The 24,836-nt window shown below is 70.3% G+C and carries 24 protein-coding genes and 2 pseudogenes; 14 read left to right on the top strand and 12 right to left on the bottom strand.

The genetic code is table 11. From position 1 onward, the window contains the following. Positions 1-302, bottom strand: a 302-nt coding sequence (locus BM355_RS11900) for a hypothetical protein (RefSeq protein ID WP_091698855.1), incomplete at its 3' end; no start/stop codon positions are given. Positions 303-595: 293 nt separating this feature from the next. Between BM355_RS11900 and BM355_RS15010 the strand changes: the two are divergent. The 4 genes and pseudogenes from BM355_RS15010 to BM355_RS11885 all read left to right on the top strand — a co-directional run. After that, positions 596-1,429, top strand: a pseudogene (locus tag BM355_RS15010) (amino acid permease); the annotation flags it as partial. A 76-nt stretch (positions 1,430-1,505) separates the two neighbouring features. Next, positions 1,506-2,135: a hypothetical protein gene (locus BM355_RS14955; RefSeq protein ID WP_425435630.1), complete on the top strand. Its 630-nt coding sequence runs from the start codon at positions 1,506-1,508 to the stop codon at positions 2,133-2,135. A gap of 223 nt (positions 2,136-2,358) precedes the next feature. Further along, the gene (locus tag BM355_RS11890; RefSeq protein WP_091698852.1) at positions 2,359-3,771 is read left to right on the top strand and encodes a hemolysin family protein; all 1,413 of its coding nucleotides are present in this window, start codon (positions 2,359-2,361) and stop codon (positions 3,769-3,771) included. Further along, positions 3,768-4,799: a CNNM domain-containing protein gene (locus BM355_RS11885; RefSeq protein ID WP_425435629.1), complete on the top strand. Its 1,032-nt coding sequence runs from the start codon at positions 3,768-3,770 to the stop codon at positions 4,797-4,799. Before BM355_RS11890 ends, BM355_RS11885 begins: the two co-directional genes overlap by 4 nt. Before the next feature lie 98 nt (positions 4,800-4,897). On the opposite strand, the gene BM355_RS11880 is transcribed toward BM355_RS11885, so the two are convergent. Continuing rightward, positions 4,898-5,275 carry a hypothetical protein gene (locus BM355_RS11880; protein WP_218154341.1) on the bottom strand — a complete coding sequence of 126 codons (378 nt, stop codon included), beginning with the start codon at positions 5,273-5,275 and terminating at the stop codon, positions 4,898-4,900. On the opposite strand from BM355_RS11880, the gene BM355_RS11875 reads away from it, so the two are divergent. The 4 genes and pseudogenes from BM355_RS11875 to BM355_RS14950 all read left to right on the top strand — a co-directional run. Further along, on the top strand, positions 5,253-5,807 hold the full coding sequence (locus BM355_RS11875; RefSeq protein ID WP_245760791.1) for a GlxA family transcriptional regulator: 555 nt from the start codon (positions 5,253-5,255) through the stop codon (positions 5,805-5,807). The genes BM355_RS11880 and BM355_RS11875 overlap by 23 nt on opposite strands. A gap of 36 nt (positions 5,808-5,843) precedes the next feature. Further along, positions 5,844-6,668 (top strand): LysR family transcriptional regulator substrate-binding protein, encoded by an 825-nt coding sequence (locus BM355_RS11870; RefSeq protein WP_177227945.1) that lies wholly within the window; start codon positions 5,844-5,846, stop codon positions 6,666-6,668. A 70-nt stretch (positions 6,669-6,738) separates the two neighbouring features. Then, positions 6,739-7,587: a CPBP family intramembrane glutamic endopeptidase gene (locus tag BM355_RS11865; protein ID WP_245760790.1), complete on the top strand. Its 849-nt coding sequence runs from the start codon at positions 6,739-6,741 to the stop codon at positions 7,585-7,587. Positions 7,588-7,664: 77 nt separating this feature from the next. After that, positions 7,665-7,772: pseudogene (locus BM355_RS14950) on the top strand (DUF6924 domain-containing protein); the annotation flags it as partial. Positions 7,773-7,834: 62 nt separating this feature from the next. On the opposite strand, the gene BM355_RS11860 reads toward BM355_RS14950, so the two are convergent. Both BM355_RS11860 and BM355_RS11855 read right to left on the bottom strand, forming a co-directional pair. Next, positions 7,835-8,338, bottom strand: coding sequence for a gluconokinase (locus BM355_RS11860; protein WP_091698847.1), 504 nt, complete (start codon positions 8,336-8,338; stop codon positions 7,835-7,837). A gap of 4 nt (positions 8,339-8,342) precedes the next feature. Next, complete coding sequence (locus BM355_RS11855; protein ID WP_091698845.1) at positions 8,343-9,689, bottom strand: uracil-xanthine permease family protein; 1,347 nt, start codon at positions 9,687-9,689, stop codon at positions 8,343-8,345. A 74-nt stretch (positions 9,690-9,763) separates the two neighbouring features. Here BM355_RS11855 and BM355_RS11850 point away from each other — a divergent pair, with 74 nt between their 5' ends. Then, positions 9,764-10,696: a carbohydrate kinase family protein gene (locus tag BM355_RS11850; RefSeq protein WP_245760789.1), complete on the top strand. Its 933-nt coding sequence runs from the start codon at positions 9,764-9,766 to the stop codon at positions 10,694-10,696. A gap of 142 nt (positions 10,697-10,838) precedes the next feature. On the opposite strand, the gene BM355_RS11845 is transcribed toward BM355_RS11850, so the two are convergent. Then, a complete protein-coding gene (locus BM355_RS11845) occupies positions 10,839-11,876 on the bottom strand; it encodes a malate dehydrogenase (protein WP_177227944.1) in 1,038 nt (345 codons plus the stop codon). Between the two features lie 73 nt (positions 11,877-11,949). Here BM355_RS11845 and BM355_RS11840 point away from each other — a divergent pair, with 73 nt between their 5' ends. Next, positions 11,950-12,852 (top strand): HAD family hydrolase, encoded by a 903-nt coding sequence (locus BM355_RS11840; RefSeq protein ID WP_425435628.1) that lies wholly within the window; start codon positions 11,950-11,952, stop codon positions 12,850-12,852. A 38-nt stretch (positions 12,853-12,890) separates the two neighbouring features. Here BM355_RS11840 and BM355_RS11835 read toward each other — a convergent pair whose 3' ends face one another. Together BM355_RS11835 and BM355_RS11830 are read right to left on the bottom strand one after the other, a co-directional pair. Beyond that, complete coding sequence (locus BM355_RS11835) at positions 12,891-13,325, bottom strand: universal stress protein (RefSeq protein WP_091698840.1); 435 nt, start codon at positions 13,323-13,325, stop codon at positions 12,891-12,893. Between the two features lie 158 nt (positions 13,326-13,483). Further along, positions 13,484-14,056, bottom strand: a complete 573-nt coding sequence (locus BM355_RS11830) for a 1-acyl-sn-glycerol-3-phosphate acyltransferase (protein ID WP_177227949.1) — start codon at positions 14,054-14,056, stop codon at positions 13,484-13,486. A 103-nt stretch (positions 14,057-14,159) separates the two neighbouring features. Between BM355_RS11830 and BM355_RS11825 the strand changes: the two genes are divergently transcribed. Then, on the top strand, positions 14,160-14,987 hold the full coding sequence (locus BM355_RS11825) for a glycerophosphodiester phosphodiesterase family protein (RefSeq protein ID WP_091698837.1): 828 nt from the start codon (positions 14,160-14,162) through the stop codon (positions 14,985-14,987). A gap of 61 nt (positions 14,988-15,048) precedes the next feature. Beyond that, positions 15,049-16,608: an aldehyde dehydrogenase family protein gene (locus BM355_RS11820; RefSeq protein ID WP_245760788.1), complete on the top strand. Its 1,560-nt coding sequence runs from the start codon at positions 15,049-15,051 to the stop codon at positions 16,606-16,608. Between the two features lie 108 nt (positions 16,609-16,716). Here the strand turns inward: BM355_RS11820 and BM355_RS11815 are convergent, their stop codons facing one another. The 5 genes from BM355_RS11815 to BM355_RS14825 form a co-directional block, all read right to left on the bottom strand. Further along, a complete protein-coding gene (locus tag BM355_RS11815) occupies positions 16,717-17,745 on the bottom strand; it encodes a hypothetical protein (RefSeq protein WP_091698834.1) in 1,029 nt (342 codons plus the stop codon). 145 nt (positions 17,746-17,890) lie between these two features. Further along, on the bottom strand, positions 17,891-19,663 hold the full coding sequence (gene pgm, locus BM355_RS11810; protein ID WP_091698831.1) for a phosphoglucomutase (alpha-D-glucose-1,6-bisphosphate-dependent): 1,773 nt from the start codon (positions 19,661-19,663) through the stop codon (positions 17,891-17,893). 57 nt (positions 19,664-19,720) lie between these two features. After that, positions 19,721-20,308: a hypothetical protein gene (locus BM355_RS11805; RefSeq protein ID WP_091698828.1), complete on the bottom strand. Its 588-nt coding sequence runs from the start codon at positions 20,306-20,308 to the stop codon at positions 19,721-19,723. A gap of 119 nt (positions 20,309-20,427) precedes the next feature. Then, the gene (locus tag BM355_RS14175; protein WP_143109495.1) at positions 20,428-20,841 is read right to left on the bottom strand and encodes a hypothetical protein; all 414 of its coding nucleotides are present in this window, start codon (positions 20,839-20,841) and stop codon (positions 20,428-20,430) included. 31 nt (positions 20,842-20,872) lie between these two features. Continuing rightward, entirely contained in the window at positions 20,873-21,004 is a 132-nt protein-coding gene (locus BM355_RS14825; protein ID WP_281247579.1) for a hypothetical protein, read from the bottom strand. Positions 21,005-21,385: 381 nt separating this feature from the next. On the opposite strand from BM355_RS14825, the gene BM355_RS11790 reads away from it, so the two are divergent. Further along, complete coding sequence (locus tag BM355_RS11790) at positions 21,386-22,516, top strand: acyl-CoA dehydrogenase middle domain-containing protein (RefSeq protein ID WP_091698822.1); 1,131 nt, start codon at positions 21,386-21,388, stop codon at positions 22,514-22,516. Continuing rightward, positions 22,513-24,825, top strand: a complete 2,313-nt coding sequence (locus tag BM355_RS11785; RefSeq protein ID WP_091698820.1) for a PIG-L family deacetylase — start codon at positions 22,513-22,515, stop codon at positions 24,823-24,825. Before BM355_RS11790 ends, BM355_RS11785 begins: the two co-directional genes overlap by 4 nt. Positions 24,826-24,836: the final 11 nt, after the last annotated feature.

The following is a 24,836-nucleotide window of genomic DNA, read 5'->3' as shown; positions in this document are numbered from 1 at the left end:
CCCAGAGCATCCACCGCCTTGCGCTCAGCAGCCAGCTGATCATTGAGTCGATCAACCTCGGCCTGAAGCCGGCGGATCTCCGTGGCATCTCGTCTGGTCATCACCCCAGTCTTTCGAGGCACCAGACCCCTGTCCAGGTCACCATCGGCCAACGCCGCCTGCCATCTTCGCAACTGCTCGAAGCAGATGTCCTGCTCCTTCAAAAACGCTCTCTTCGTCCCATGAGGACGCTCCAGATACTCCAGCACCAACCGGCGCCGCTGCTCCGGGGAGAACTCCTTGGTCGGAATGATTACAGTCATGAACCTGCTCCATCAATCAGGGAACCAACCGGTTCACAACCAGCCTGCCAGGAAGGGTCTCGGGACGGTGAGGTGGACAACTGACCTCCAGTTCGTTCTGGGGTGGGCGGGGGTGCGCCCTGACGGTGGGTTGACGGCAGGTCTACTGTTCACGCTGTGCATGAGCACCCGAGCACCCGAGCACTCTGAGGTCCTGGTGGCTGGCCGATCCCGTGCAGGATGAGGCGGGACCGAGCGGCCCGGGGGCCCGTCCGCGCCCTGACCCTCACGAGGGGCATCCGTGGTGGCAGGTGATGTGCCTGTCCGGCCTCGACTACTTCTCCACGCTGGGCTACCAGCCGGCCATCGCGGCTCTGGCAGCCGGGCTGCTCTCTCCTGTGGCCACGTTCGTGCTGGTGCTGGTCACCTTGGGTGCCGCTCTGCCCATGTACCGCCGGGTGGCGCGGGAGTCCCCCCATGGACAGGGCTCGATCGCGGTGCTGCAGCGGCTGCTGCCCCACTGGCGCGGCAAGCTGCTGGTCCTGGTCCTGCTGGGCTTTGCGGTCACCGACTTCATGATCACCCTCACGCTCTCGGCCGCGGACGCCTCTGCGCACCTGATCGAGAACCCCTTCGCTCCTCAGGCTCTGGAAGGTCACCAGCTGGGCATCACGCTGGTCCTGATCCTCGGTCTGGTACTGGTCTTCCTGCGTGGGTTCCGGGAGGTCATGGGCCTGGCTGTCGTCCTGGTGGCCGGATTCCTGACCGTGAACGCCGCCGTCATCCTCACCGGCCTGTGGCGCATCGCCACCCAGCCGGCCGTCGTCGGGAACTGGTGGGAGAGTCTCTCCGCCGCCCATGGCGACCCGGTGATGGCCGTGGCGCTGGCGCTGATCGTGTTCCCCAAGCTGGCGCTGGGACTGTCCGGGTTCGAGACCGGTGTGGCGGTGATGCCGCAGATCAGGGGAGGTGTGCACGACACCCGTGAACGGCCGGCCGGGCGGATCCGCGGGACCCAGCGGCTGCTGACCACCGCGGCCGTGACCATGTCCGGCTTCCTGTTCTCCTCCTCCCTCGTCACCACGCTGCTCATCCCGCACGAGCGGTTCCTGACGGGAGGAGAGGCGAACGGGCGGGCGTTGGCCTATCTGGCCCACGAGTTCTTCGGTGACCTGTGGGGCACGGTGTACGACGTGCTGACGATCGGAATCCTCTGGTTTGCCGGTGTTCATCTACACCACGGGGGCCAATGTCATCGAACGGCCGGATGGCCTGCGCGTGGGATTGGCGTTCATCGGGGTGATCGTGGTGCTGTCCTTCCTCTCCCGGTTCCTGCGGACGGCAACCGTCCGGGGCATCGCCGTGGAGCTGGATCCGACCGCAGTGGCCTGGCTGGCGGAGGCTGCAGGGAAGGGACAGGTGCGGCTGATCGCCCACGAGACACGCCTGTCCCGGACGGAGTCGGCCAGCCGGTACCGGCAGAAGCTGCACCACATGCGCCTGGCCGCCAACATCCCCCATCCCTCCCGGGCACTGTTCCTGGAGGTGCGGGTTGCCGACTACTCCGACTTCATCACGCACACCACGGTTCGGGGTGTGGAACGCAGGGGCTTCCGCGTGCTCAGTGTGGACGGGACCAGCGTGCCCCGGACCATCGCTGCCGTGCTGCTGGCCATTCGCGACCAGACAGGCATGATGCCGCACATCTACTTCCGATGGACCACGAGATCTCCGTTGCGGAACCTGATCCGGCTCCTGCTGTTCGGGCAGGGCGAGGTGGCACCCGTGACACGGGAGCTGCCGCGCGCCGCGGAGCCGGACCACACCCGCCGACCGTGGGTGCACGAGGGCTGAGGCGGGTTGCGGGCCCGGGCGTGTGGGAAGGCTGTGGCGGTGCAGACGGGATGTCGGTAAAATTCTCCCGTTGACCTGTCACCGAACACGGAGTTGAGAAACCCCAGATGAATCGATCACTGCCGCGCACCGGGTCGTCCGACGACCCGGGCGACAGTTGTAGTTGCACGTACGCCGAACCTGCTGATCTGACGCAGTCCGGCCCGAGGATCGGGGGCCGGAGGTGATCGACTCCATCCTGCTCCTGGTGGGCGGCCTGGCTGTGATCGGCGTGATCATCGCCGCCAACGGCTACTTCGTGGCCCAGGAGTTCACGTACATGTCCGTGGACCGGGTCCGCCTCCGGGCCGAGGCCAAAGCCGGAGACGCCGCCGCCGAACGGGCCCTGAAGGTCACCGGCCGCACCTCCTTCATGCTCTCCGGCGCCCAGCTGGGCATCACCGTGACCGGCCTGCTGGTCGGCTATGTGGCCGAACCGATGGTCGGCCAGGCCCTGTCCGACATCCTCGGCGGTGCGGGCATCCCGGCGGCCGTGACCATCGGCGTCAGCACCGTGGGCGTGCTGGCCCTGGCCACCGTGGTCCAGATGATCTTCGGCGAGCTGTATCCGAAGAACCTGGCCATCGCCAACCCCGGTCCGCTGGCCCGGGCGCTGGCCCGCTCCACGCTGATCTACCTGAAGGTGTTCGGCTGGCTGATCGTGGTCTTCGACAAGTCCGCCGATGCCCTGCTGCGTCTGCTGCGGATCGAGCCCGTGCATGACGTGGACACCACGGCCACCGCCGAGGACCTGGACCGGATCGTGGCCGACTCCCGTGAGAGCGGAGACCTGCCGGAGGAGTTCTCCATCCTGATCGACCGCATCCTGGACTTCCCGTCCGAGGACGTGGAGCACGCCATGATCCCGCGTGCCCGGGTGGATGTGGTCGGCCCGGAGACCACCGTGGGAGAGGTCCGTGCGCTCATGGCGCAGGCCCACACTCGCTACCCCGTGGTGTCCGCCCAGCAGGAGCCGCTGGGTGTGGTGCACCTGATCGACCTGCTGGAGCGTCCCGTGGACGACCCGGCCCCCGTCACGGAGCTGATGCGGGAACCCCTGGTGGTGCCCACGCTGATGCCCCTGCCGGACGCCCTCGAGGAGCTCTCCAGCACCCGGAATCAGATGGCCTGTGTGATCGACGAGTACGGCGGCTTTGCCGGGGTCCTCACCGTGGAGGACCTGGCCGAGGAGCTGGTCGGCGAGCTCACCGACGAGCATGACACCGACCCGGCCCCCGAGGTGGAGTCCGAACGCGATGACACCTGGCGCCTGGCCGGCGACGTCCACGTGGACGAGCTGGAGCGGGCCGTGGGACACCCGTTGCCGGAGGGTGACTTCGAGACCGTGTCCGGACTCGTCATCGCCGAACTGGGCGAGTTGCCCGAGGAGGGTCAGGAGGTGAGGATCGCGTTGCCGGACGATCCACGGGACCTGTCCCTGGACGAGCCGCTGCACCGCGACCTCATCGTCGAGGTGACGGAGGTCAGCCGCCACGTCCCGAGCGAACTGGTGGTGCGCCTGGAGGAGATCCCCGGCGCCCGGCCGGAGCCGTCCGAGATGGCGGACAGCGCAGATGAGAGCGAGGCAGGACGATGATGCAGAATCCCCTGATCGTCACTGCGGTGACCGCGGCGCTGATCGTGCTCAGCGCGATGTTCGTGATCATCGAGTTCTCGCTGCTGGGTGCTCGCCGCCACCGGCTGGAGGAGGACGCGCAGACCAGCCGCTCGGCCCGGTCTGCCCTGCGCAGCATCAATGAGCTCACGGTCATGCTCGCCGGGGCCCAGCTGGGCATCACGGTGTGCACCTTCGCGCTCGGTGCCGTGACCAAACCCGCTGTCGATGCCTGGCTCGGACCGGTCCTGAGCGGCTGGGGTGTGCCGGAACAGATCGCGGACACTGCCGCGTTCCTGCTCTCCCTGCTGTTCGTGACCTTCCTGCACCTGGTGGTCGGCGAGATGGCGCCCAAGTCCTGGGCCATCGCGCATCCCGAGACCGCGGCGAAGGTGACGGCCGGTCCCACCCGGGCCTACATCTGGTTCCTGCGTCCGCTGCTGATCTGGGTCAACAAGGTGGCCAATCGCCTGGTGGCCGCCAGCGGCGTGACCCCGGTGGATCGCGCCGCCGTGGGAGGCCAGGACGCGGAGACCATCCGCCATCTGGTGGAGCATTCGGCCTCAGAGGGCGCGCTGGAGCCGGAGTACCACGGTCAGCTGGCCGGGGTGTTCGAGCTGCAGGACCGGACGGTGGGTGATCTGCTGGACCGGCAGGCCACGCCCACGGCGGTGCTGCCGGACGCCACGGTGGCGGACCTGCAGGCCGCGGCCTCCCGCACCGGACACCTGCGCATCCTGATCGCCGACCCCCAGGGCGGTGCGCCGGGCGTGGTGCATGTGCGCGACACCCTGATGGAACCCGTCGATCGCAGGGCCTCCGAGCTGGCTCGCCCGGCCTTCACCCTGCCTGCGCAGACCCCGCTGCATGAGGCCCTTGCGGCACTGCGTCAGCAGGGCGAGCAGCTGGTGGCGGTGATGGACCAGGACCGGTTCGTGGGGGTGGTCACCGTGGCCGACTTCCTGCAGCGGATCCTGGTGACCCCCAACGGGTCCGCCGGAACGGTCTGATCAACCACCTCGACCCAGAGGAACGACGACGGCCACGGCCTGACGGATGAGTCAGGCCGTGGCCGTTCGGTCACCAGGGTGAGGTCACCGGGGCGAGATCACTCGGCCCAGTCGGACTCCTGGATGACCTCGACGAAGTCTCCGCGCTCGAAGCCGGGCAGGAAGTGCTGGAGCACATCGGCCTTGACGTTGCCGAAGGTGGTGTCCGGGCGGTCCTTGAGGCCCTCGGTGAAGGCGGCCAGGATCTCCTTCTTGAAGTTCGGGCGGGGGTGGGCCTCCACCACGGAGGCGCGCTGCTCGTCGGTAATGGCGTCGTAGCCGATCCCCAGCACGTCCAGCTCCACGCCGCGGGTCACCAGGGCGACCTCCGGGGCCATGAGCAGCGGGATCTCCGGGGTGGTGTGCAGGGCGATGGCCTGCCAGACCTTGGCCCGGCGATACCCGCGGATCAGCGTGGAGCCGGACGTCATCCACATCCGCGACGGACGGTTCCTCACCTCCGCCGGCATCAGTGCCGGGATCGATCTGGCCCTGGCCCTGGTGGAGGAGGACGCCGGGGCGGAGGCGGCCCGTTCCGTGGCCCAGGAGTTGGTGGTGTTCATGCAGCGGCCGGGCGGCCAGTCCCAGTTCTCCGCCGCGCTGAGCGGTCCGCTCGCCCAGGACAGTGTGCTGCGCGAGCTGATGGAGTCCGTCCAGGCCTATCCTGCGGCCCAGCACACCGTCTCCGGGATGGCCGACCGTGCCGGGGTGAGTGTGCGTCATCTGAATCGGCTGTTCCGCGCGGAGACGGGGACCACGCCGTCCCAGTGGCTCGAGCGTGTGCGGCTGGATGCCGCCCGGGCGCTGATCCTGGAGGGGCACACCGTCACCCGGGTGGCTCAGCGCAGCGGATTCGGCTCGGATGAGACTCTGCGCCGGGCCTTCGCCCGCCAGTTGGGCACCACCCCCACGGCGTTCCGAGAGCGCTTCGCCACCATGGCACCGGGTGCCCGCTGGACCCTAGACTGACATCCGAGCCGACCGCACCCCACCCAGGAGGACCCGATGGCGCGCCGATCCGGCAAGCCCGCCCGCAGCGCCCGCCCTGCTCGGCCGGGCCGGTCCACGCAGGCGTCCCAAGCGCAGCGGCAGCTCCAGCAGAGAACCGCCTCGCGGAAGATCGCCTCGCCAGCTGTGCCGGACATCGTCCCGGAGACGCTCTTCCTGACCACCATCCCGGGCGCCACGCCCTCCAAATGGGTGGACCGGTTCACCTCGCGGGAGCGCCGGATCCAGCAGCTTCACCACGACGACGGCGCGCAGTTTCTCCTGCTGGCTCCCGGTGATGGGGGGGCTGGGCAGCGAGGGCTGCCGATGGTCGGCTATCTCCGGTGGCCCCTGGACTCCACGCCGCAGGAGCACCTGCGGGCCGGTGGGATCGATCCGGACACGGTGCATGTGGTGCAGTTCTACGAGGAGTCCCCGGTGGTCTGCGTGGGCAAGGATCACCTGCTCGCCGCGTGGGACGTGGAGACCGACGGTCCCGTCCCGGCCAGCGAGCTGGACCCGGAGGAGCTGATGGACCCGGCACGGTTCGCCCCGCCCATCCCGGAGGATCCCCTGGACGCCCCGGAGACTCCGGGTTCGGGCGAGCGGATGGCCGTGGAGATCGTCGCCACCGGCGTGGGGCACACGGTGCTGCCGGCCTCGGTGGCCCGCCAGTTCGGCCGCAAGGACGTGGTGGTCCTGCCGATGGTCCAGGCAGAGGCCCCCCAGGGCCACCCCGGCTGGCAGGTGGGCCTGGCCTGGCTGCGCGAGCTGGACTCGCAGCTGATCCAGGACTTCGTAGGGGCCGCCAAGGGCCGCCGCCCGGGCTCCTCGAGGGGCTGACATCAGCCGTCGAACACAGCAGGTGACCACAGGAGGGGACGCCGTGGATCAGACGGTTCACACCACACCTTTGATCAGACCACAGTGGGGACGGGCGCTGTTCCTCGGCGCCCTGGGCCTGACCGTGGCCAGCATCATCACCATGCTGGTGGCCGCTCCGGACGGGGTGATCGCCTCCTCAGACTCCACCGCCGCCACCCCGGCCCTCTGGACGCTGCTGCTGCCCTCCGCGGCAGGCATCATGCTGACCCTCCTGCTGCCTCGGCGCCCTGAGCCTTTGCCGGCACAGGCCGTTGATCGCGGCCGGCTGATCGTCTCCAATTTCGGACTGCTGGTGCTGTTCCTGGTGTTCACCGCCGGCGCCGCCATGGTCCCCTGGCGCAACGAGGACTACATTCTGGCCAAGGCCGCCCTGCTGATCGCGCTGCCGGCACTGCTGGTGCTCACGGTGCGCCGATCGGTCCGCATCCACCGCGGATCCGGCGCCTGGCGCTGGTGGGCGCCGGCCGTCGTCGTGGTGGTCTGGTTCCTCCTGGCAGAGCTGGCACCGTGGAATCCGATCTACGACCCGGGGGATGTGGACCCCACCTTCCTGATCATCGCCGCGACGGCCACGGCACTCACGGCCAGTGTGGGGGAGGAGCTGTTCTTCCGCCGGTGGCTGCAGACCCGGCTGGAGGCGGGACTGGGAGTGTGGGCCGGGATCGGGGTGACCTCAGTGTTGTTCGGACTGATGCACCTGGGCAGCCACGGGACCGGGCAGATCTGGCTGGATGTGGCGCAGGTGATCGCCGTGCAGGGCACCTTCGGCTGGTTCGTGGGCGTGCTGTGGTGGCGCTACCGCAACCTGACGATGGTCATCCTGGTGCACCTGTTGAGCAACGGCTGGGGCGTGCTGGTCCACCTGGCGCGCGGCTGAGTCAGTCCAAGCCGCCGTCTCTCACCCCCGGCCCGGATCCTCACCTCCCTGGGGAGGGGTGAGTTTCCGGGAAGAGGGTGCAAGACCGGACCTTCAGGTCCCTCCCGCCAGAGGTGGAGCCGATCGCGGCGAACCGGGCCCTGACCACCATGGACTTTTTCGAGTTCGCCGACGCCGGAGACTCCGACGGGGTGCTCTGGGGTTCCCAGACCGAGCGCTCGAGCCGGCCCCCTGCCGTCACCGCCGGTCAGCCCGGATCCAGAGCCGTCAGCACAGCGGCCGCGGTGGACTGCGCGTCTGCACCGGTCGGCACGGAGACGCCGTCCTCGTCCGGTTCGAGCGGCTCCATCAGCGCGATCTGGCTGGCCAGCAGGGAGGTGGGCATGAAGTGCGCTCGCCGGGCGGCCACCCGGGCGGCCAGATCCTCCGGGGAGACCTGCAGCTGCACCACCGTCACTGGGTGCCCGCAGCCGCGCAGCACGTCGCGGTAGGACCGCTTCAGCGCAGAGCAGGCGAGGACGGCGGGCAGTCCCAGATCGCCGAGCCGGCGCAGCTCCTGCGCAAGCCGGTCCAGCCACGGTGCCCGGTCCTCATCGGTGAGCGCGATCCCCTCGGCCATCCGGTTCCGGTTCTGCACCGGGTGGAACGCATCCCCCTCCAGCCACACGCGCCCCAGCTGTGTGGCCACCAGCCGCCCCACGGTGGACTTGCCGGAGCCGGACGGACCAGAGATGACCAGGTGCGCGCGCATCGACTCAGCCCAGGCGGCCCGGCTCGGAGGCGGTGTAGGTGTCCTCGTCCTCGGGGGAGACCGGCTCGGTGCCGCGGGCCCGGGCGATCGCGCTCATCAGGTGGTAGACGATCAGGGCCGCCGCGGTGCCCAGAGTGATGCCGCCGAACGTCATGCCGAAGGCCACCAGCTGGGGGTCGGCGATCGCGATGATCAGGCCGGCGCCGGCGGTCATCAGGAAGATGCTGTTGGAGAAGTCCACGCGGTTCTGCACCCAGATGCGCGCACCCATGATGCCGATCATGCCGTAGAGGATGATGCCCGCACCGGCGGCCACTCCTGCGGGGATGGTGTTGATCAGTGCGCCGAACTTGGGCAGGAACGCCAGTGCCAGCGCGGTGAACCCGGCCACCCAGTACGCGGCGGTGGAGTAGACGCGTGAGGAGGCCATCACCCCGATGTTCTCCGCGTACGTGGTGGTGCCCACGCCGCCGCCCAGGCCGGACAGGGTGGTGGAGAGACCGTCGGCCATCAGGGCCCGGCCATTGGAGGAGTCCAGGTCCCTCCCGGTCATCAGGCCCACCGTGCGCACGTGGCCGATGTTCTCCGCGACCAGCACCAGGACCACCGGCAGGAACAGGAACAGCACGTCCGGGTGGAAGCCAGGGGCGTGGAACGGAGGCAGACCGAACCAGTCCGCCTCGCCCACCGGGGTGAAGTCCACCTGGCCCTGCGCCAGCGCGATCAGGTAGCCCACCACGATGCCCAGCAGGATCGACAGACGCCCCAGCAGCCCGCGGAAGAGCACTGCGCAGACCACGATCGCCAGAGCGGTGCCGAAGGTGGTCAGCGGGACATCCTGCATGCCGGCGGTGGTGGCGCCGGCCAGGTTCAGGCCGATCAGCGCCACGATGGTGCCCATCACCACCGGCGGCATCAGCGCGTGGATCCAGCCCACGCCAGCCCGCTGCACGATCACGCCGACGACGAACAGCGCGACGCCCGTGGACAGCACCCCGAAGAGCGCTCCACCCATGCCGTGCTGGTTCATGGCCGCACCGATGGGGGCGATGAACGCGAAGGAGCTGCCCAGGTAGGAGGGCACGCGTCCGCGCGTGATCAGCAGGAACAGCAGGGTGCCCACCCCGGAGAAGAACAGGGCTGCGGTGACGGGGAATCCGGTCAGCGTGGGCACCAGCACGGTGGCGCCGAACATGGCCATCACGTGCTGGACCCCGACGCCGGCCGTCTGGAACCAGCCCAGTCTCTCGTCAGGTGCCACCACCTCGCCAGGGGTGATCCGGCGGCCGTCTCCATGGACGGTCCAGGCCACGCCGAGGCGTTGGGCGAGGGTGCGGTTCTGCTCGGTCATGATGGCCTCTCGAGGGGACTGGGGAGGGCGGTCAGGCACGGTTTCGCGGCCCATCGGTAGGGTACCGTTGAAGCGTGGCAGACGTGGTGGCGGTGATCGGTGAGGCACTGGTGGATGTGGTGGTCTCAGACACCGCCGATCCCCGGGCCCACGTGGGCGGAAGTCCCCTGAACGTGGCCGTCGGACTGGCCCGGCTCGGCGAGGAGGTCCTCTTCGTGGGGCGCTGGGGTCAGGATGAGTACGGCACCATGATCGAACAGCACCTGCAGGCCAACTCCGTGCGCAGCGTGCTCGAGGCTGACCAGGCCCCCACCTCTGTGGCCACGGCCCGGCTGGACCCCACCGGCGCCGCCAGCTACGGCTTCACCATGGACTGGACCCTCCCGGCTGCGGCCGAGGTGGAGCACGGGCTCTCCGTGGACGGGGGTCTGACCCACGTGCACACCGGGTCCATCGCCACCATGCTCGAGCCCGGGGCCAGCACCGTGATGGAGCTGCTGGAGCGGATCGAACCCACGGTCACCATCAGCTACGACCCCAACTGCCGTCCCACCCTGGTCCAGGACCGTGCCGCCGCCCGGCGCCGGGCTGAGGAGATCGTGGCCCTGACGGACATCGTGCACGCCTCGGACGAAGACCTGAAGTGGCTCTACCCGGACCGCACCATCGAGGAGTCGATCGTGGCCTGGCAGCAGGTGGAGCCCGCCCTGGTGGTGGTGACCCGCGGTGCCCAGGACATCCTGTGCGCCACCGCCGAGGGGATCGTGCAGGTGCCCACCGTCCCCGTGGAGGTCGAGGACACCGTGGGTGCCGGAGACTCCTTCACCGCCGCGCTGCTCACCGCCCTGAAGGACCGGGGCCTGCTGGGCGCGGCCCACCGGGAGGCGCTGAACCGGATCAGCGTCCAGGACACGGAGGACGTCCTGCGCTATGCCGCGCGGGCTGCCGCGGTGACCTCCTCACGCCCGGGTGCGGACCCGCCGTCGCGCGCTGAACTGGACGGCTGAACCGCCGCCGGGCAGAGGCCCACCTCATGCTGACGCCGATTGATGCCGTCCTGTCGCTCTGAGCGGGACGAGACCGGTCAGAGCGACATCTTCGCGACAATCCGTGCCGGTGGTGCTGCGCGGACGGAGAGCCGCCGCTCAATCAGCCCAACAGGCCCAGCGAACGCACTGCGTCCCGCTCGGACTCCAGTTCGGCCACCGTGGTGGCCAGGCGCTCGCCGGCCCCGGGCAGCAGCGACTCATCCGGCTCCAACCCGGGGACGATCTGCCACGCACCACCCTCGCTGACCACCGGGAACGAGCTGATCAGCCCCTCGGGCACCCCGTAGGAGCCGTCGGAGACGATCGCCGCCGAGGTGCGCCGCCCCTGGGTGCCGTTGACCCAGTCGTACACGTGGTCGATCGCCGCACTGGCCGCGCTGGCGGCGGAGGAGGCACCGCGCACCTCGATGATCTCCGCTCCACGCTTCGCCACCCGGGGGATGAACTCCTCGTCCACCCAGGCCCGCTCCACCAGCTCCAGTGCTGGGCGTGAGGACCCGTCCACGGTCACCGTGGCGTGGGTGAGATCGGGGAACTGTGTGGCGGAGTGGTTGCCCCAGATGGTGATGCCCTCGATGTCCCGCACGGCCGCACCGGTGTGTGCGGCGAGCTGGGAGACCGCGCGGTTGTGGTCCAGCCGGGTCATGGCGGTGAACCGCTCGGCCGGCACGTCCGGAGCATGCGCGGAGGCGATCAGCGCGTTGGTGTTGGCGGGGTTGCCCACCACCAGGACACGGATGTCATCCGCGGCGTGGTCGTTAATGGCCCGGCCCTGCGGACCGAAGATCCTGCCGTTGGCCTCGAGCAGGTCGGCGCGCTCCATGCCCTTGCCGCGTGGGCGTGCACCCACCAGCAGTGCCACCCCGGCGCCGTCGAACGCGCGCTCAGCGCGGTCGGTCACCGTGACGGAGTCCAGCAGGGGGAACGCAGAGTCGGCCAGCTCCATGGCCGTGCCTTCAGCCGCTCGGACGGCGTCCGGGATCTCCAGCAGGTTCAACCGAACCGGCACGTCCGGGCCGAGGAGTTGGCCGGAGGCGATCCGGCAGAGCAGGGCGTAACCGATGTTCCCGGCGGCACCGGTCACGGTGACGGTCACGGGGCTGGCGGAGGATCGGGTGGCTGCATCAGTCAGGGTCATGGCCCCATCATTGCAGTCTGCTCTCGCCGTCGGTCCGGGGCAGGGGCCGTACGGCACACCTAGGATGGTGTGCATGCCTCCGACCGTCCCCGCAGCTCGCCCAGACCCCACGTCCACGGGTGCTCAGGACGTGCTGCGCCGCCGGCCCCGGATGATCGCCACGGACCTGGACGGCACCATCATCGGCTACGACCACACCCGGTCCGGGTTCATCACGCCCCGCACGGTGGAGGCCTTCCAGAACGCGCACGACGCCGGCATCCAGGTGGTCTTCGTGACTGGCCGGCCGGTCCGGTGGCTGGCACCGCTGGAGGATGCCCTGGGACACGCCGGTCCGGTGATCTGCTCCAATGGCGCTGTCATCTACGACATGGCCGATCACACGGTGCTGGAGTCGCACCCCATGCAGCTGGAGACGGTCATGCAGGCGCGGGATCTGATCGCCACCCTGGATCCCAGTGCCGCGTTCGGGGCGGAGACCCTCTCCGGGTTCCACCTGGACTCCGGGTTCGTGGACCGGGAACGTGCCCACCCCGGGGACGACCGCGCCTGGTCCTACCACGTGGGACTGACCCTGGAGGACGTCCTGCCGGATCAGCCGGAGATCGTGAAATTCCTGGCCAAGACCCGGACTCAGGACCCGGACGCGTTCCTGGCCGACGTGCGGGACGCCCTGGGCGAGCTGCTGGCCGTCACCCACTCGGCTCCGGGGATGGCCCTGGTGGAGATGTCCCGCCCGGATGTGAACAAGGCCTCCACCTTGGAGCACTTCGCCGCCTCGCACGGCATCAGCGCCGCTGAGGTGGTGGCCTTCGGGGACATGCCCAATGACCTGGAGATGATCCACTGGGCCGGCACGGGAGTGGCCGTGGGCTCAGGTCACCCCACGCTGGTGGGTGCGGCGGATCTGGTGGCCGGTGCCTGTGATGACGACGGCGTCGCCCAGGTGATCGAGCATCTGCTCACCTTGGACTGAGGTCGGGTGGGGTCAGGGGGGTCAGACCCCGCCTCGACTCACCGTTCGTGGGTGTAGGCCACGTGGACATCGCAGGGGGCGTGGGCGATCACGTCGCGGGCGATGCTGCCGAGCACCCGGGTGAATCCCTGCACGCGCTTGTTGCCCACCACGATCATGTCTGCCTTGAGCGACTCGGCGGAACGGACCAGGGCCACGGCCGGGTTGCCGGGGGCGGCCTCGGGGACGATCTTCACGTCCGGCACCTGGGCCTGGACCTTGCGGGCCACCGCGCGGGCGGTCTTCAGGGCCTCGGTGTCACTGCTGTAGTGGAACTCGTCGTACCCGCTGTGGAAGACCTCGGACTCGAGCTTGCCGTAGGCGCAGATCAGGTGCAGCTCAGCGTCGAGGGCGACAGCCAGCTCGGCGGCCTTCTGTGCTGCGCGCAGGGCGGTGGCGCTGTCGTCCACGCCGGTCACGATGGTCTTGGTCACGGTGGTGCTCCCGTCGGTTCTCCCCGGTCAGGGGTGGAGGTTCTGCGTGCTCACGCCGGCGTGTGTCAGGGTGCGCACACGGCGGCGAGTACCGACCATCCTACTGTGACGCAGAGCACTCTGAAGCCTCTGCTTCGAGCTGACCGGGAGGTGGCGGCTCAGGTGTCCTCGCGGGCCAGTCGCGGTACGGTGCGCAGCTCCGGGCGCAGTCCGGCCTTGTCCGCGTAGAACCCACGGATCCGGTCCATGTCGGCGGCCACGTCTCCGGTCAGTCGAAGGGTCGGTCCCAGGCCGGTGGTGCCGGTGGTGGCATCCACGAACCCCAGGGTGACGGGCAGGTCCGCGGCGCGGGCGATCCGGTAGAAGCCGCTGCGCCAGCCGTTGCCGTTGCGGGTGCCCTCGGGGGTGACCACCAGCGCGAAGTCCTTCTCGGTGCGGGCCCGCTCCACCACGGCGTCCACCAGGCCGGCGGGGTTCTTCCGGTCCACGGGGATGCCGCCCAGGGCGGTCATGATCGGTCCGCCCAGGCCGCGGAACAGCTCCTCCTTGCCCAGCCACCGGACCTGGAGCCGGGCGTCCCAGGCGATGGCGAGCATCAGCACGAAGTCCCAGTTGGAGGTGTGGGGTGCACCGATCAGCAGGCGTGAGCCGCTCACGCGGGGGGACTCCCGGACCAGGGTCCATCGGCTGAACCGCCAGAAGGTCTCGGCCACGGCCGCCCGGATGGGCATGTGTGAGCGCGGGGAGGAGGACTCGGCGGCCTGCGGGGACAGCGGCGCATCGGGGGTGTTCACGCACTCACAGTAGTCGTGGCGGCCCCGCTAGGGTGACAGCGTGATCCGCCGCTCGCATCAGCCCTATCTCACCCAGTCCGTGCCCGGTCGCCAGGGATGGCCGCTCGCCTTCGCCCACCGCGGGGCGGACACCACCCGGGAGAACACCCTGGCCGCCTTCCGTGCGGCGGTGGAGCGCGGCTACGGCTACCTGGAGCTGGATGTGCGCACCTCGGCGGACGGGGAGCTGGTGGTCTTCCACGACGAGACCCTGGACCGCACCACCACGGGCACCGGGCCGCTCAGCGATCGCACCTGGGCCGAACTCTCCGAACTGCTGGTGGTGCAGGACGAGGACGGCAGCCGGGTGGGCGGGGGAGAGCCGCTGCTGCGGTTCGAGGACCTGCTGACCGCCTGGCCGGACGTGCACCTGAACGTGGACCTCAAGGATGACGCCGCAGTGCCGGTCATCGCCGAGCTGCTGGCCCGGCATGGGGCCTGGGATCGTGTCCTGGTGGCCTCCTTCCATGATTCCCGACGACGTCACTTCACTCGAGCGGCCGGCCGCCGGGTGGCGATGTCAGGAGGGGCCGCGGCGATCGCCGCGATGGTGCTGGCCGCCCCGGTGGGGCTGGCGCACTGGGTGGGGAGGCGTCTGGCGCACATCGACTGCGTCCAGGTCCCGGTGCGGCAGGGGCCGATCCCGATCGTCACGCCCCGGTTCGTGGCGCGCTGCCACGAGGCCGGACTGCAGGTGCACGTCTGGGTGGTGGACGAGCCGGCCGAGATGGAACGGCTGCTGGAGATGGGCGTGGACGGGCTGATGACCGATGACGTGGACGCCCTGGCCCGGGTGATGGAGTCCCGGGGCTTCTGGCCTCAGCACTGATCGTCCTCTGGCAGCAGGCCGTTCTCATCGAGCGCCCAGGCGCCCCGGTTAGCGTGGGACCATGCCTGAACAGTCACCCCAGACCGAGCACCCCGATCTCTCCTCGCTGCCGCAGATGCCCTTCGGCACCTCCTCGGGCAGCGCCCAGCACGATGACGATGAGCTTGAGGTGCCGGTGGACCCGGCCGTCCTCGCCCTCCCCGTGCCCCCTGAGGAGGCCGCCGTGGGGCAGGAGAGCCCGGTGGCCGCCGTCGGGAGGATGCGGCAGGCCGCGAAGGCCCGCCTGGCCCACCCGCGCCGGCACCGGGTGGAGCAGCTCAAGGGGCTGCGCCGGATGCTCGACGAGCGGTCCGAGGAGATCTGTGCGGCGCTGAAGCAGGACCTGGGCAAGTCGGCCACCGAGGCCATGGTCACCGAGGTGCAGGTGACCCGGTCCGAGGTGGAGCATGCGCTGCTGCACCTGACGGACTGGATGGAGCCGGAGTCGGTCAAGGTGCCGTTGGCGCTGCAGCCGGCCAGCGCGAAGATCGAGCATCGCCCGTTGGGAACGGTGCTGATCATCGCCCCGTGGAACTACCCGGTGCAGCTGCTGCTGGCTCCTCTGGTGGCGGCGCTGGCCGGTGGGAACACCGTGGTGCTCAAGCCCAGCGAGAAGGCCCCGGCCTCGGCCGAGCTGCTGGCCCGGATCATCCCCGAGTACCTGGACCCGCGATCGGTGTCCGTGGTGCAGGGCGGTGCCGAGGTGGTGACCGAGCTGCTGGAGCAGTCCTTCGACCACATCTTCTACACCGGAGGGGAGAAGGTCGGGCGGATCGTCTACGAGGCCGCTGCCAAGCAGCTGATCCCGGTGACCCTGGAGCTGGGCGGGAAGTCGCCGTGCGTGGTGACCGAGTCCCGGCAGTGGGCCACGGTGGCGCGACGGATCGCCTATGGGAAGTTCACCAACGCCGGTCAGACCTGTGTGGCTCCGGACTACGTGCTGGCCGTGGGCGCGGAGACCCAGGCGGCGTTGGAGAAGCACCTGCCCCAGGTCATCCAGGAGTTCTACGGATCTGATCCGGCGGCCTCGGCGGACTACGGGCGGATGATCTCCGTGGAGCACGCCGAGCGGCTGGCCGGACTGCTGCAGGACGCGCTGGACGGCGGCGCACGGCTGGTCTCCGGCGGGACCGTGGACGTGCAGGGCAGGTACATCGAGCCGACCGTGCTGGCGGACGTGGACCCGGCCAGCGAGCTGATGTCCGAGGAGATCTTCGGCCCGATCCTGCCGATCCTGCGGGTGGAGACCTTCGAGGAGGCGATCGAGTTCATCACCGCGCGGCCCCACCCGCTGGCGGCCTACCTGTTCACCGATCGACACCGCTACGCCAAGGCGTTCCAGGAGCGGGTGACCGCCGGAGGTATGGCCCTGGACGCCTGCCTGGTCCAGCTGGCCCTGCCCACCCTCCCGTTCGGCGGCGTGGGCGCGTCCGGGATGGGCAACTACCACGGCAGGGCCGGTTTCGAGACGTTCACCCAGGCCCGCCCCGTCATGACCAAGACGGATCAGGTGGACACCCTGCGCATGGCCTACCCGCCGTACGGATGGATGAAGCGGCAGGCCCTCAAGCGCCTGCTCTGACCCCACCCCCCACTCATGCACAAAGTGACCAGACCCCCACCAAAGTGACCGGGTCTGGTCACTTTGTGTCTTGCGGGGTCGCCGGTGGTGGCTGGTGAGACTGTGGGCTCAGGCCGTCCAACGGATGGAGGCTCGGCGCCTGCGGGGCACCCCGTGGCGGACGAGCAGTTCGGCGAAGCGCACCGGGTCCATGGCGTCCTCCCAGCCCCACCGCATCACTCGCAGTCCGCGCTCGCGCAAGGCGTCTTCGCGGCCCTTCTCTTCACGCAGCGCGTCGAAGACCTGCGCCTCCGTACCCGCGGCTGCATACTTGCCCCAGCCGTCGAACTCGCCGATCAGGCCGAGATGCCTCCACCAGAAGTCTGGTCGGTACTCTCTGCCGTCTGCCCCGCGCATGGTGACCTGGAGTTCGGGCAGTTCGAAGCCCAGCTCCACCATCCGTGCCCGGCTCAATGACTCGCCAGCGGACTCACTCAGATCCGTGGCATGGTCCAGGATGCGGGTCAGAGGAGCGTGTTCAACCGTGCCGTCCCGCCCGGTCAACACCTGTGCCAACTCTGCTCTGTCCCACTGCAGGCCGTCTCGGTTCCGTCCGGACAGCAGGCTGTCGACCACCGGCAGCGCGGCACAGAAGTCCAGGTCGGCCAAGGTGTCGGCGAGGACGACGGGCAACGGCTGGGTCTGCGCGGCGGTATGGATCTGTGTCAAGTGCAGGTCTTCTGTGATCTGCGGTGCCGGGACATAGACCTGGCGAGTCCGCGGAATGTAGGGAGGATCTCCTTCGCCTCGCAGATGGCTCTGGTGGTAGGCGGAGATGGTGGTCTGCACTCCGGCACGCGTGGGTGTGGAGGTCAGGACATCAACGGTGGCAGGGGTCTCCACCACGGGCAGCCCGTGCAGGATCAGGGCCGTGGGTCCGGTGAAGATGGGCTGGTGGAGCCGTCCGGCAACAGCTTTGACAGTTGTGGCGTAGCGCTGTGCACTCCTGGTGTTCCACCACAGGTCAGTGTCCACGTAGAAGCCGTGTCGGATTCGGACCACCTGGCCCGCCGCGAAGGCTCGACTCAATGCCTTGCGGGACCGGCATCCATCGCTTCCCGGGGTGTGCACGGGCAGGGGGGTGAACCACTCATCCATGCGGTCAACGCTTCCAGGGTCTCCGCCCGACCGTCGACGGTATCCACAAGGTGTGGAAAAGCAGGCAGCCCTGGCCTCGAGGCACAAAGTGACCAGACACGGTCACTTTGGTGGGGGTCTGGTCACTTTGCGCCTGGGGGAGGGGTCAGGAGATCACGGCGTCCACGATCGCCTGGGCCTCCTGCTGGACCTGCTTCAGGTGCTCGGGTCCGCGGAAGGATTCGGCGTAGATCTTGTACACGTCCTCGGTCCCGGAGGGGCGCGCGGCGAACCAGGCGTTCTCCGTGGTGACCTTCAGTCCGCCGATCGCCGCGCCGTTGCCGGGGGCCTCGGTCAGCTTCGCCGTGATGGGCTCGCCCGCCAGCGTGTCCGCGGTGACGTCCTGCGGGGACAGCTTCTTCAGGGTGGCCTTCTGCTCCGGGGTGGCCGCGGCGTCGATCCGTGCGTAGGCCGGCTGCCCGTACTGCTCCACCAGCTCGGCGTAGTACTGCGAGGGGGACGTGCCGGTCACGGCCTGGATCTCGGCAGCCAGCAGGCACAGCAGCAGCCCGTCCTTGTCCGTGGACCACGGGGAGCCGTCGAAGCAGACGAACGAGGCCCCGGCAGACTCCTCCCCGCCGAACACCCCGGTGCCCTCCAACAGTCCGGGCACGAACCACTTGAAGCCCACGGGCACCTCGTTCAGGTCTCGTCCCAGCCCCGCGGCCACGCGGTCGATCATGGAGGAGGAGACGAGGGTCTTCCCGACGGCGGCGCTCGCCGGCCAGTCCGGCCGGTTGCGGTAGAGGTAGTCGATCGCCACCGAGAGGTAATGGTTGGGGTTCATCAGGCCACCGTCAGGGGTGACGATCCCGTGCCGGTCGGCGTCGGCGTCATTGCCGGTGGCGATGTCGAAGGGCGCCGCGGCGCCCGGGGCGACGTGCTCCGGATCCTGCGCGACGTCGTCGTGTCCGTCCTCGGTGGACTGGCCCGGGGTCATCCGCTCGATCAGCGAGGCCATGGCGTGGGGCGAGGAGCAGTCCATGCGGACCTTCCCGTCCCAATCCAGGGTCATGAAGCCCCACTGGGGGTCCACCTTCGGGTTCACCACCGTCAGGTCGAGCCCGTGGCGCTCGGCGATCTCCGCCCAGTACTCCACCGAGGCTCCGCCCATGGGGTCGGCGCCGATCCGGATGCCGGCCTCGCGGATCGCGGCCAGGTCCAGCACCTGCGGCAGGTCGGAGACGTAGCGATCCCGGAAGTCGTAGCGGCCCAGCGCCTCGTGCGCGAGGGCCTGCTCCAGCGGGATGCGCTGTACGTCCTTCAGGCCGCCGGCCAGCAGCTCGTTGGCGCGGGCGGCGATCCAGTCGGTGGCGTCCGTGTCCGCCGGGCCGCCGTGGGGTGGGTTGTACTTGAACCCGCCGTCCGTGGGCGGGTTGTGCGAGGGGGTGATGACGATCCCGTCCGCCGCGCCGGAGGGTTCGCCCGCACCGGCGTTGAGCACCAGGATGGCGTGGGAGACCGCCGGGGTGGGGGTGAAGCCGCCCCGGGAGTCGATCAGCGTGTGCACGCCGTTGCCCATCAGCACCTCGAGTGCCGTGTCCTGCGCCGGACCGGAGAGCGCGTGAGTGTCCTTGCCCATCAGCAGCGGACCGGTGATGCCCTGCTCGGCGCGGTACTCCACGATCGCCTGGGTGATGGCGGCGATGTGATCCTCGTTGAACGAGGTCTTCAGCGAGCTGCCGCGGTGGCCGGAGGTGCCGAAGGAGACCTTCTGCCCGGGATCGGCCGGATCCGGATGCTGCGCGAAGTACGCCGCGCGCAGCGCCTCCAGGTCCACGAGGTCCTCCGGCCGGGCCCGTGTGCCGGCGCGCTCAGCGGCCGGGGGGACGGTCTCTGCCGGGTTCTGCACGGTCTCCGGGGTGCTCTGCTCGCTCATGTCTCAACTCTTCCACGTCCGGGAAACTCCCGGTAGACATTGCGTGACCTGCGGCGATCATGACCGTGGGCTCAACGCCCAGTGCAGGATCACGCCCAGCTGCACGAACCCGGCCACCACGGCAGCCAGCGCACCGAGCGGCGGGCCGGCCAGCCAGGCTGCCACGATCCCCGCCAGGCCCACCCCTCCCACGGCCACCGCCAGGCGCAGCAGCATGGGCTCGCGGAACGCCACGGCGAACGGCGCGAAGTGGGCACCCACCACGCACGCGATGACGGCCGGCAGCACATCAGTCCGGTCCGCTCCCTCCAGCAGTGTCCGTCCCAGGGAGATCAGGCCGAGCATGGCGGCCACGGCGAGCAGGTAGATCAGCCCGGCCAGTCGATGCGGACGCTGCGGCTCGCCCAGGGGCAGCGGGCGCAGGAACAGCCGCCACAGGCAGGATGCCGCCAGGATCACCGCAAGGACGCTCAGGATTACGGACCACGGTGAGCCCAGTTCCGCCGAGTAGGACAGCACGAACACGACCCCGCCGATCAGACCGACCAGGGACCCCAGTCTGCGGGGATCTGCCGGGTGCACCCCGCGCCGCATGCGCTCGTGGAATCCGTGGTGTCCCACGGTCTCGGTCTGCAGCTCCGTCATGGCCCCTCCTGGCGTGCGGCGGGCCCTTCTGGCCGGCCCCGGTCCATACTGCCCTGGAGGGGCGTGCAGGCGCACCTTCACTGGGTCCTGACGAGCCACCGAGGCACCCGCAGGCCGGCTCAGTCGCAGTGGCAGGCGCCGGAGGCGGAGCGCTGGGTGAAGCAGGACGTGCAGATGCCGTGGTCCCTCTCGGCGGCGCGGGCCGCGGCCGACCGTTCATGGGTGCGGTTCACCGGGTGGGTGAACCCCCACAGGTTCTTGCGGGAGGCCGGCCAGACGTCCTGCTCGGGTCCGCTGAAGGTGCGGGCCTCCTCCTCGCTGACGAAACCGGTGCTGTAGCCGTAGCGGATCTGCAGGGGTGGCCCGTCTGGGCGGACGGCCTTGAGGTAGCCGGCGCGGTCTTCATAGTGGGTGAATCCGAGGGCCTGGGCGTAGGCGCGGATCAGGGGGCGGTTCTCCAGGGGGATGTTCCACTGCTCGAGGGCGTGGTCCAGGTTCTCGTACCGACGATGGGAGTCTTCGGAAGTGCCCATGTCAGCAGGCTAGGCAGGGCCGGGCCGGGTGTCACCCTCCGGTGGTCTGCCCGGTCACGGCGTCCACCAGGGCAGCCAGGTGGGCGTCCCGACGGCGGCCCTCCTCGTCACAGCGGACCTCACCGTCTCCACAGCGCAGGGTCCACAGGAACCCGTCGCGCACCGGGGACGGAGGGAGGGTCTCTGCGGTGGTCTCCCGCCCGGCGATCCGGTGGACGGCCTGGGCGGCAAGCAGGTCTCGAAAGTAGCGTGGGGCACGTCGGGGTTTTTCAGATGGGCAGTGTAGGAACTCCCATCTTCGGAAGACCTCGACCTCTGACCAGCTACCGACGTGCCTCCCTGTACAGAAGCACCGCCTTCACCCCGGATTGTGAAGAGCCCCCAATCCACCGATTCATGAGCCAAGTCGGCCCCAAGACTCGTCCTGGCACTCCGTGACGGACCAGGTCGTCCTATATACCCCGCCTGGGTATCCGTCCCACTAGCGTGATCCGGTGGCGTGCATCACGGCGCGGCACCGCAGAACCGGCAGAGGGAGACGCTGATGGGCACGGCCGCCAGCACAGCATGGGTGAGCCTGGACGGGGCAGGTCCTGTCTGGGCCGGGCGAGAGGAGTCCCCCGCCTGGGCCGCACCGTTCCTGGACGCCGCCGCCTCCGCCCACGGCTCTGCCGAGCCCATGATCGAGGCCGTCCGAGCGCTCTCCGCCCAGGACACCGCCGCCCTCCCGTTCCCCGGCGAGGGCCGCACCCTCGAGCTCTGGGAGCTGCTGGCCAGCACCGCCGCCGTGGACCTCAGCTCCGCGCGCGTGCTCGAACCGCACCTGGACGCCCTGGCCATCCTCCGCCAGGCCGGGATGGACGCCCCCACGGGCCTGCTCGGCGTGTACGCGTCCGAGTCCGGTGGGGTCACCCCCACCGCGAGCCCGACGACGGCCGGAGACTTCCAGGTCAGCGGCACCAAGCCCTGGTGCTCGCTGGGCGCCGAGTGCTCCGCCGCGCTCGTCACCGCCCAGGAGCTGGGCGCGGAGGCGGACGGTGAGCTGCTGGAGGTGGGCCGCCGCGCCTTCCTGGTGGACCTCTCCCACCCCGGGGTCTGCCACGGTGACGGGGTATGGCCTGCGCTCGGGCTGGCCTCGATCGTCAGCACACCGCTGGAGTTCGAGCAGGTCCCCGCCGCCCCGGTGGGCGGGGCCGGCTGGTACCTGACTCGGCCCGGTTTCGCCTGGGGCGGGATCGGGGTGGCCGCCGTCTGGTTCGGCGGCGCCGTGCACCTGGCCCGGACCCTGCACCGCTCCCTGGTGAAGGCCCAGTCCTCCGGCCGCACCCCGGACCAGGTGGGCCTGGCCGCCCTCGGCCGGGTGGACCGCCTCCTGAGTGGCGCCGCCGCCCAGCTGTCCGCGGCGGCCGCCGCCATCGACTCCGGCGCGCTCATCGGCCGCGCAGCCGAGTTGGCCTCCTTCCGCCTGCGGGGCGCCGTGGCGGACCTGTGCGCCGAGGTGATGGACGTCGTCGGGAAGGCCACCGGCCCGGGGCCGCTCACCGCGGATGCGGACCATGCCCGCGCCGTGGTGGACCTGCAGGTCTACATCCGCCAGCACCACGCGGACCGGGACGACGCCCACCTGGGACGGCTGCTGCTGGAGAACACGGACGCCGGCGGGGAGGGTGCATGAGCTTCTCCCACCTGGACGAGGGGACCCCGGAGACCGCCTGGCAGGACGCCGGTCTGGCTGAGCTCGAGGAGGCGCCGGGCTGGAACCAGGCCGGGCCGGACACGCTGCTGGTCCTGGCCGTGGCCCACCCGGACGATGAGACCCTGGGCGCCACGGGGCTGATCCGCAGCGTGCTGTGCGCCGGCGGTCGCGTGGAGCTGATCCTGTGCACCGCCGGCGAGGGCTCCCACCCGGACTCGCCCACGCACACCCCGGAGCAGCTACGCCGGATCCGCCATGCCGAGATGCTGGAGGCCGCCGAGGCGCTGGGCCGGGATGCCGAGGGACGGCTGGAGCTGCACCAGCTCGGCCTGCCGGACGGGCGGCTGGCTGAGCACACCGAGCAGATCGAGGTCGCCGTGCACCGTGCCCTGGACCGGGACCGCTCCGGCGCAGACGCGGCAGGATCCTCCGCCGGCCCCGCCGCCAGCCAGCCGCTGCTGGCCACCCACTACCGTCTGGACGGCCACACCGACCATGAGGTGCTGGGCCACACCCTGGCCGCCGTGGCCGCCGAGCGCGGACTGGCCCTGTACGAGTTCCCCGTCTGGTACTGGCACTGGGCGGACCCGCAGACCGAGCACGCCTGGCGGCACTGGACCCGGTGGCCCCTCGACGAGGAGGCCCAGGCCGTCCGGCTCACAGCCCTGCACGCCCATCAGAGCCAGACCCGGCCGCTCTCGGACGCCCCCGGGGACGAGGCGATCGTGGGCGTGGGCATGTTGGAGCACTTCCTGCGGCCCTTCGACGTGGTCCGCCGCACCGCCCCGGACAGCGCCGACTCCTCCCGGGCCGCGCGGATCTTCGACCAGCTCTACCGGGACCACGAGGACCCGTGGAGCTACCTGACCAGCTGGTACGAACGGCGCAAACGGCTGATCACCATGGCCGTGCTGCCCCAGCGTCGGTACGGGACCGTGGTGGAGGTGGGCAGCTCGATCGGCGTGCTCACCGCCGAGCTGGCCGGCCGCGCCGAGCGGGTCCTGGCCCTGGAGGCCTCCGAGCTGGCGGTGGAGCGCTCGCGGGCGCACCTGGCCGAGCACCGGCACGTGGAGGTCCGCCAGGCGGTGCTGCCGCAGGACTGGGCGGCGGCCGTGCCGGAGGGCCGGCGGGTGGACCTGGTGGTGCTCTCGGAGGTCGGGTACTTCCTGCAGCCCGATGAGCTGCGGACCGTGCTGGACCAGGCCGAGTCCGCCCTGACCCTCTCCGGTCAGCTGGTGCTGTGCCACTGGCGCCATCCCATCCAGGGCTGGCCGCTGGACGGGGACAGCGTGCACGGGCTCATCAGCGCCGACCCCCGGTTCCGCCGCGTGGTGGAGCACCGGGAGCGCGACTTCACGGTGGAGGTCTACGCCCGGGTCTCCGCCGCGCAGCGGGCCGTGGTGGTGGTCCCGGCGCACAACGAGCAGGACCTGCTGCCCCGCTGCCTGGCCGCCCTGGCCCGCGCGGCGGACCGGTGGGAGGACGTCCACGGGCAGGGCACCGTAGTGATCACGGTGGCGGTGGACCACTGCACGGATGCCACCGTGGCCCGCGCCCAGGAGATGGCCGCGCTGGACGGTCGGTTCCAGGTGCTGGAACTGGATGCGCGGTCCGCCCAGGAGACAGGCCTTCCCGACGGCGGCACGGTGGGTGCCGCTCGCGATGCTGGGCTGCGCTGGGGCGTGGCTCGCATGGCCGGGGCCGGTCTGGCTCCGGAGGGAGCCGAGGAGGACCACGCCGAGGGGCCGGAGGTGTCGCAGGACCTCTGGGTGGCCAGCACGGACGCGGACACCGTGGTCCCGGCGGACTGGCTGGTGGCGCAGGCCGCCCTGGCCGCCCAGCAGACCGGTGCCGCCGCAGCGCCCGGAACCGAGCCCGCCACGGACCCCCGCGTGCTGGTGGCCGGCACGGTCATGCCGCACCCCGGGGACCTGGATGACGACGTGCAGCGCCGGTGGTACGCGGACTACGAGCACCGCGAGGGGCACCGGCACATCCACGGGGCCAATCTGGGGATGCCCTGGGCGGTCTACCGGGAGCTGGGCGGGTTCCCGCATGTCGCGGCGGACGAGGATGTGGCCCTGGTGGACGCCGCCCGGCGCGCCGGCGTCCAGGTGATCGCCACGGACCGCACCCGCGTGGTCACCTCCGGACGGACCGATGGCCGCACCCCGGCTGGATTCGCCGGATTCCTGCGGGACCTCGCGGCCGGCGGGCTCTCCCCGCAGCTCTCCGCCAGCGGAGAACACCGGCCACCGGCCGACCCCGCCCGGGACCCGGCTCCGTAGACTGGAGCCTG

The sequence above is a fragment of the Micrococcus terreus genome (assembly GCF_900116905.1).
GTDB lineage: Bacteria > Actinomycetota > Actinomycetes > Actinomycetales > Micrococcaceae > Citricoccus > Citricoccus terreus.
This window is presented reverse-complemented; position numbering and strand designations above follow the sequence as displayed.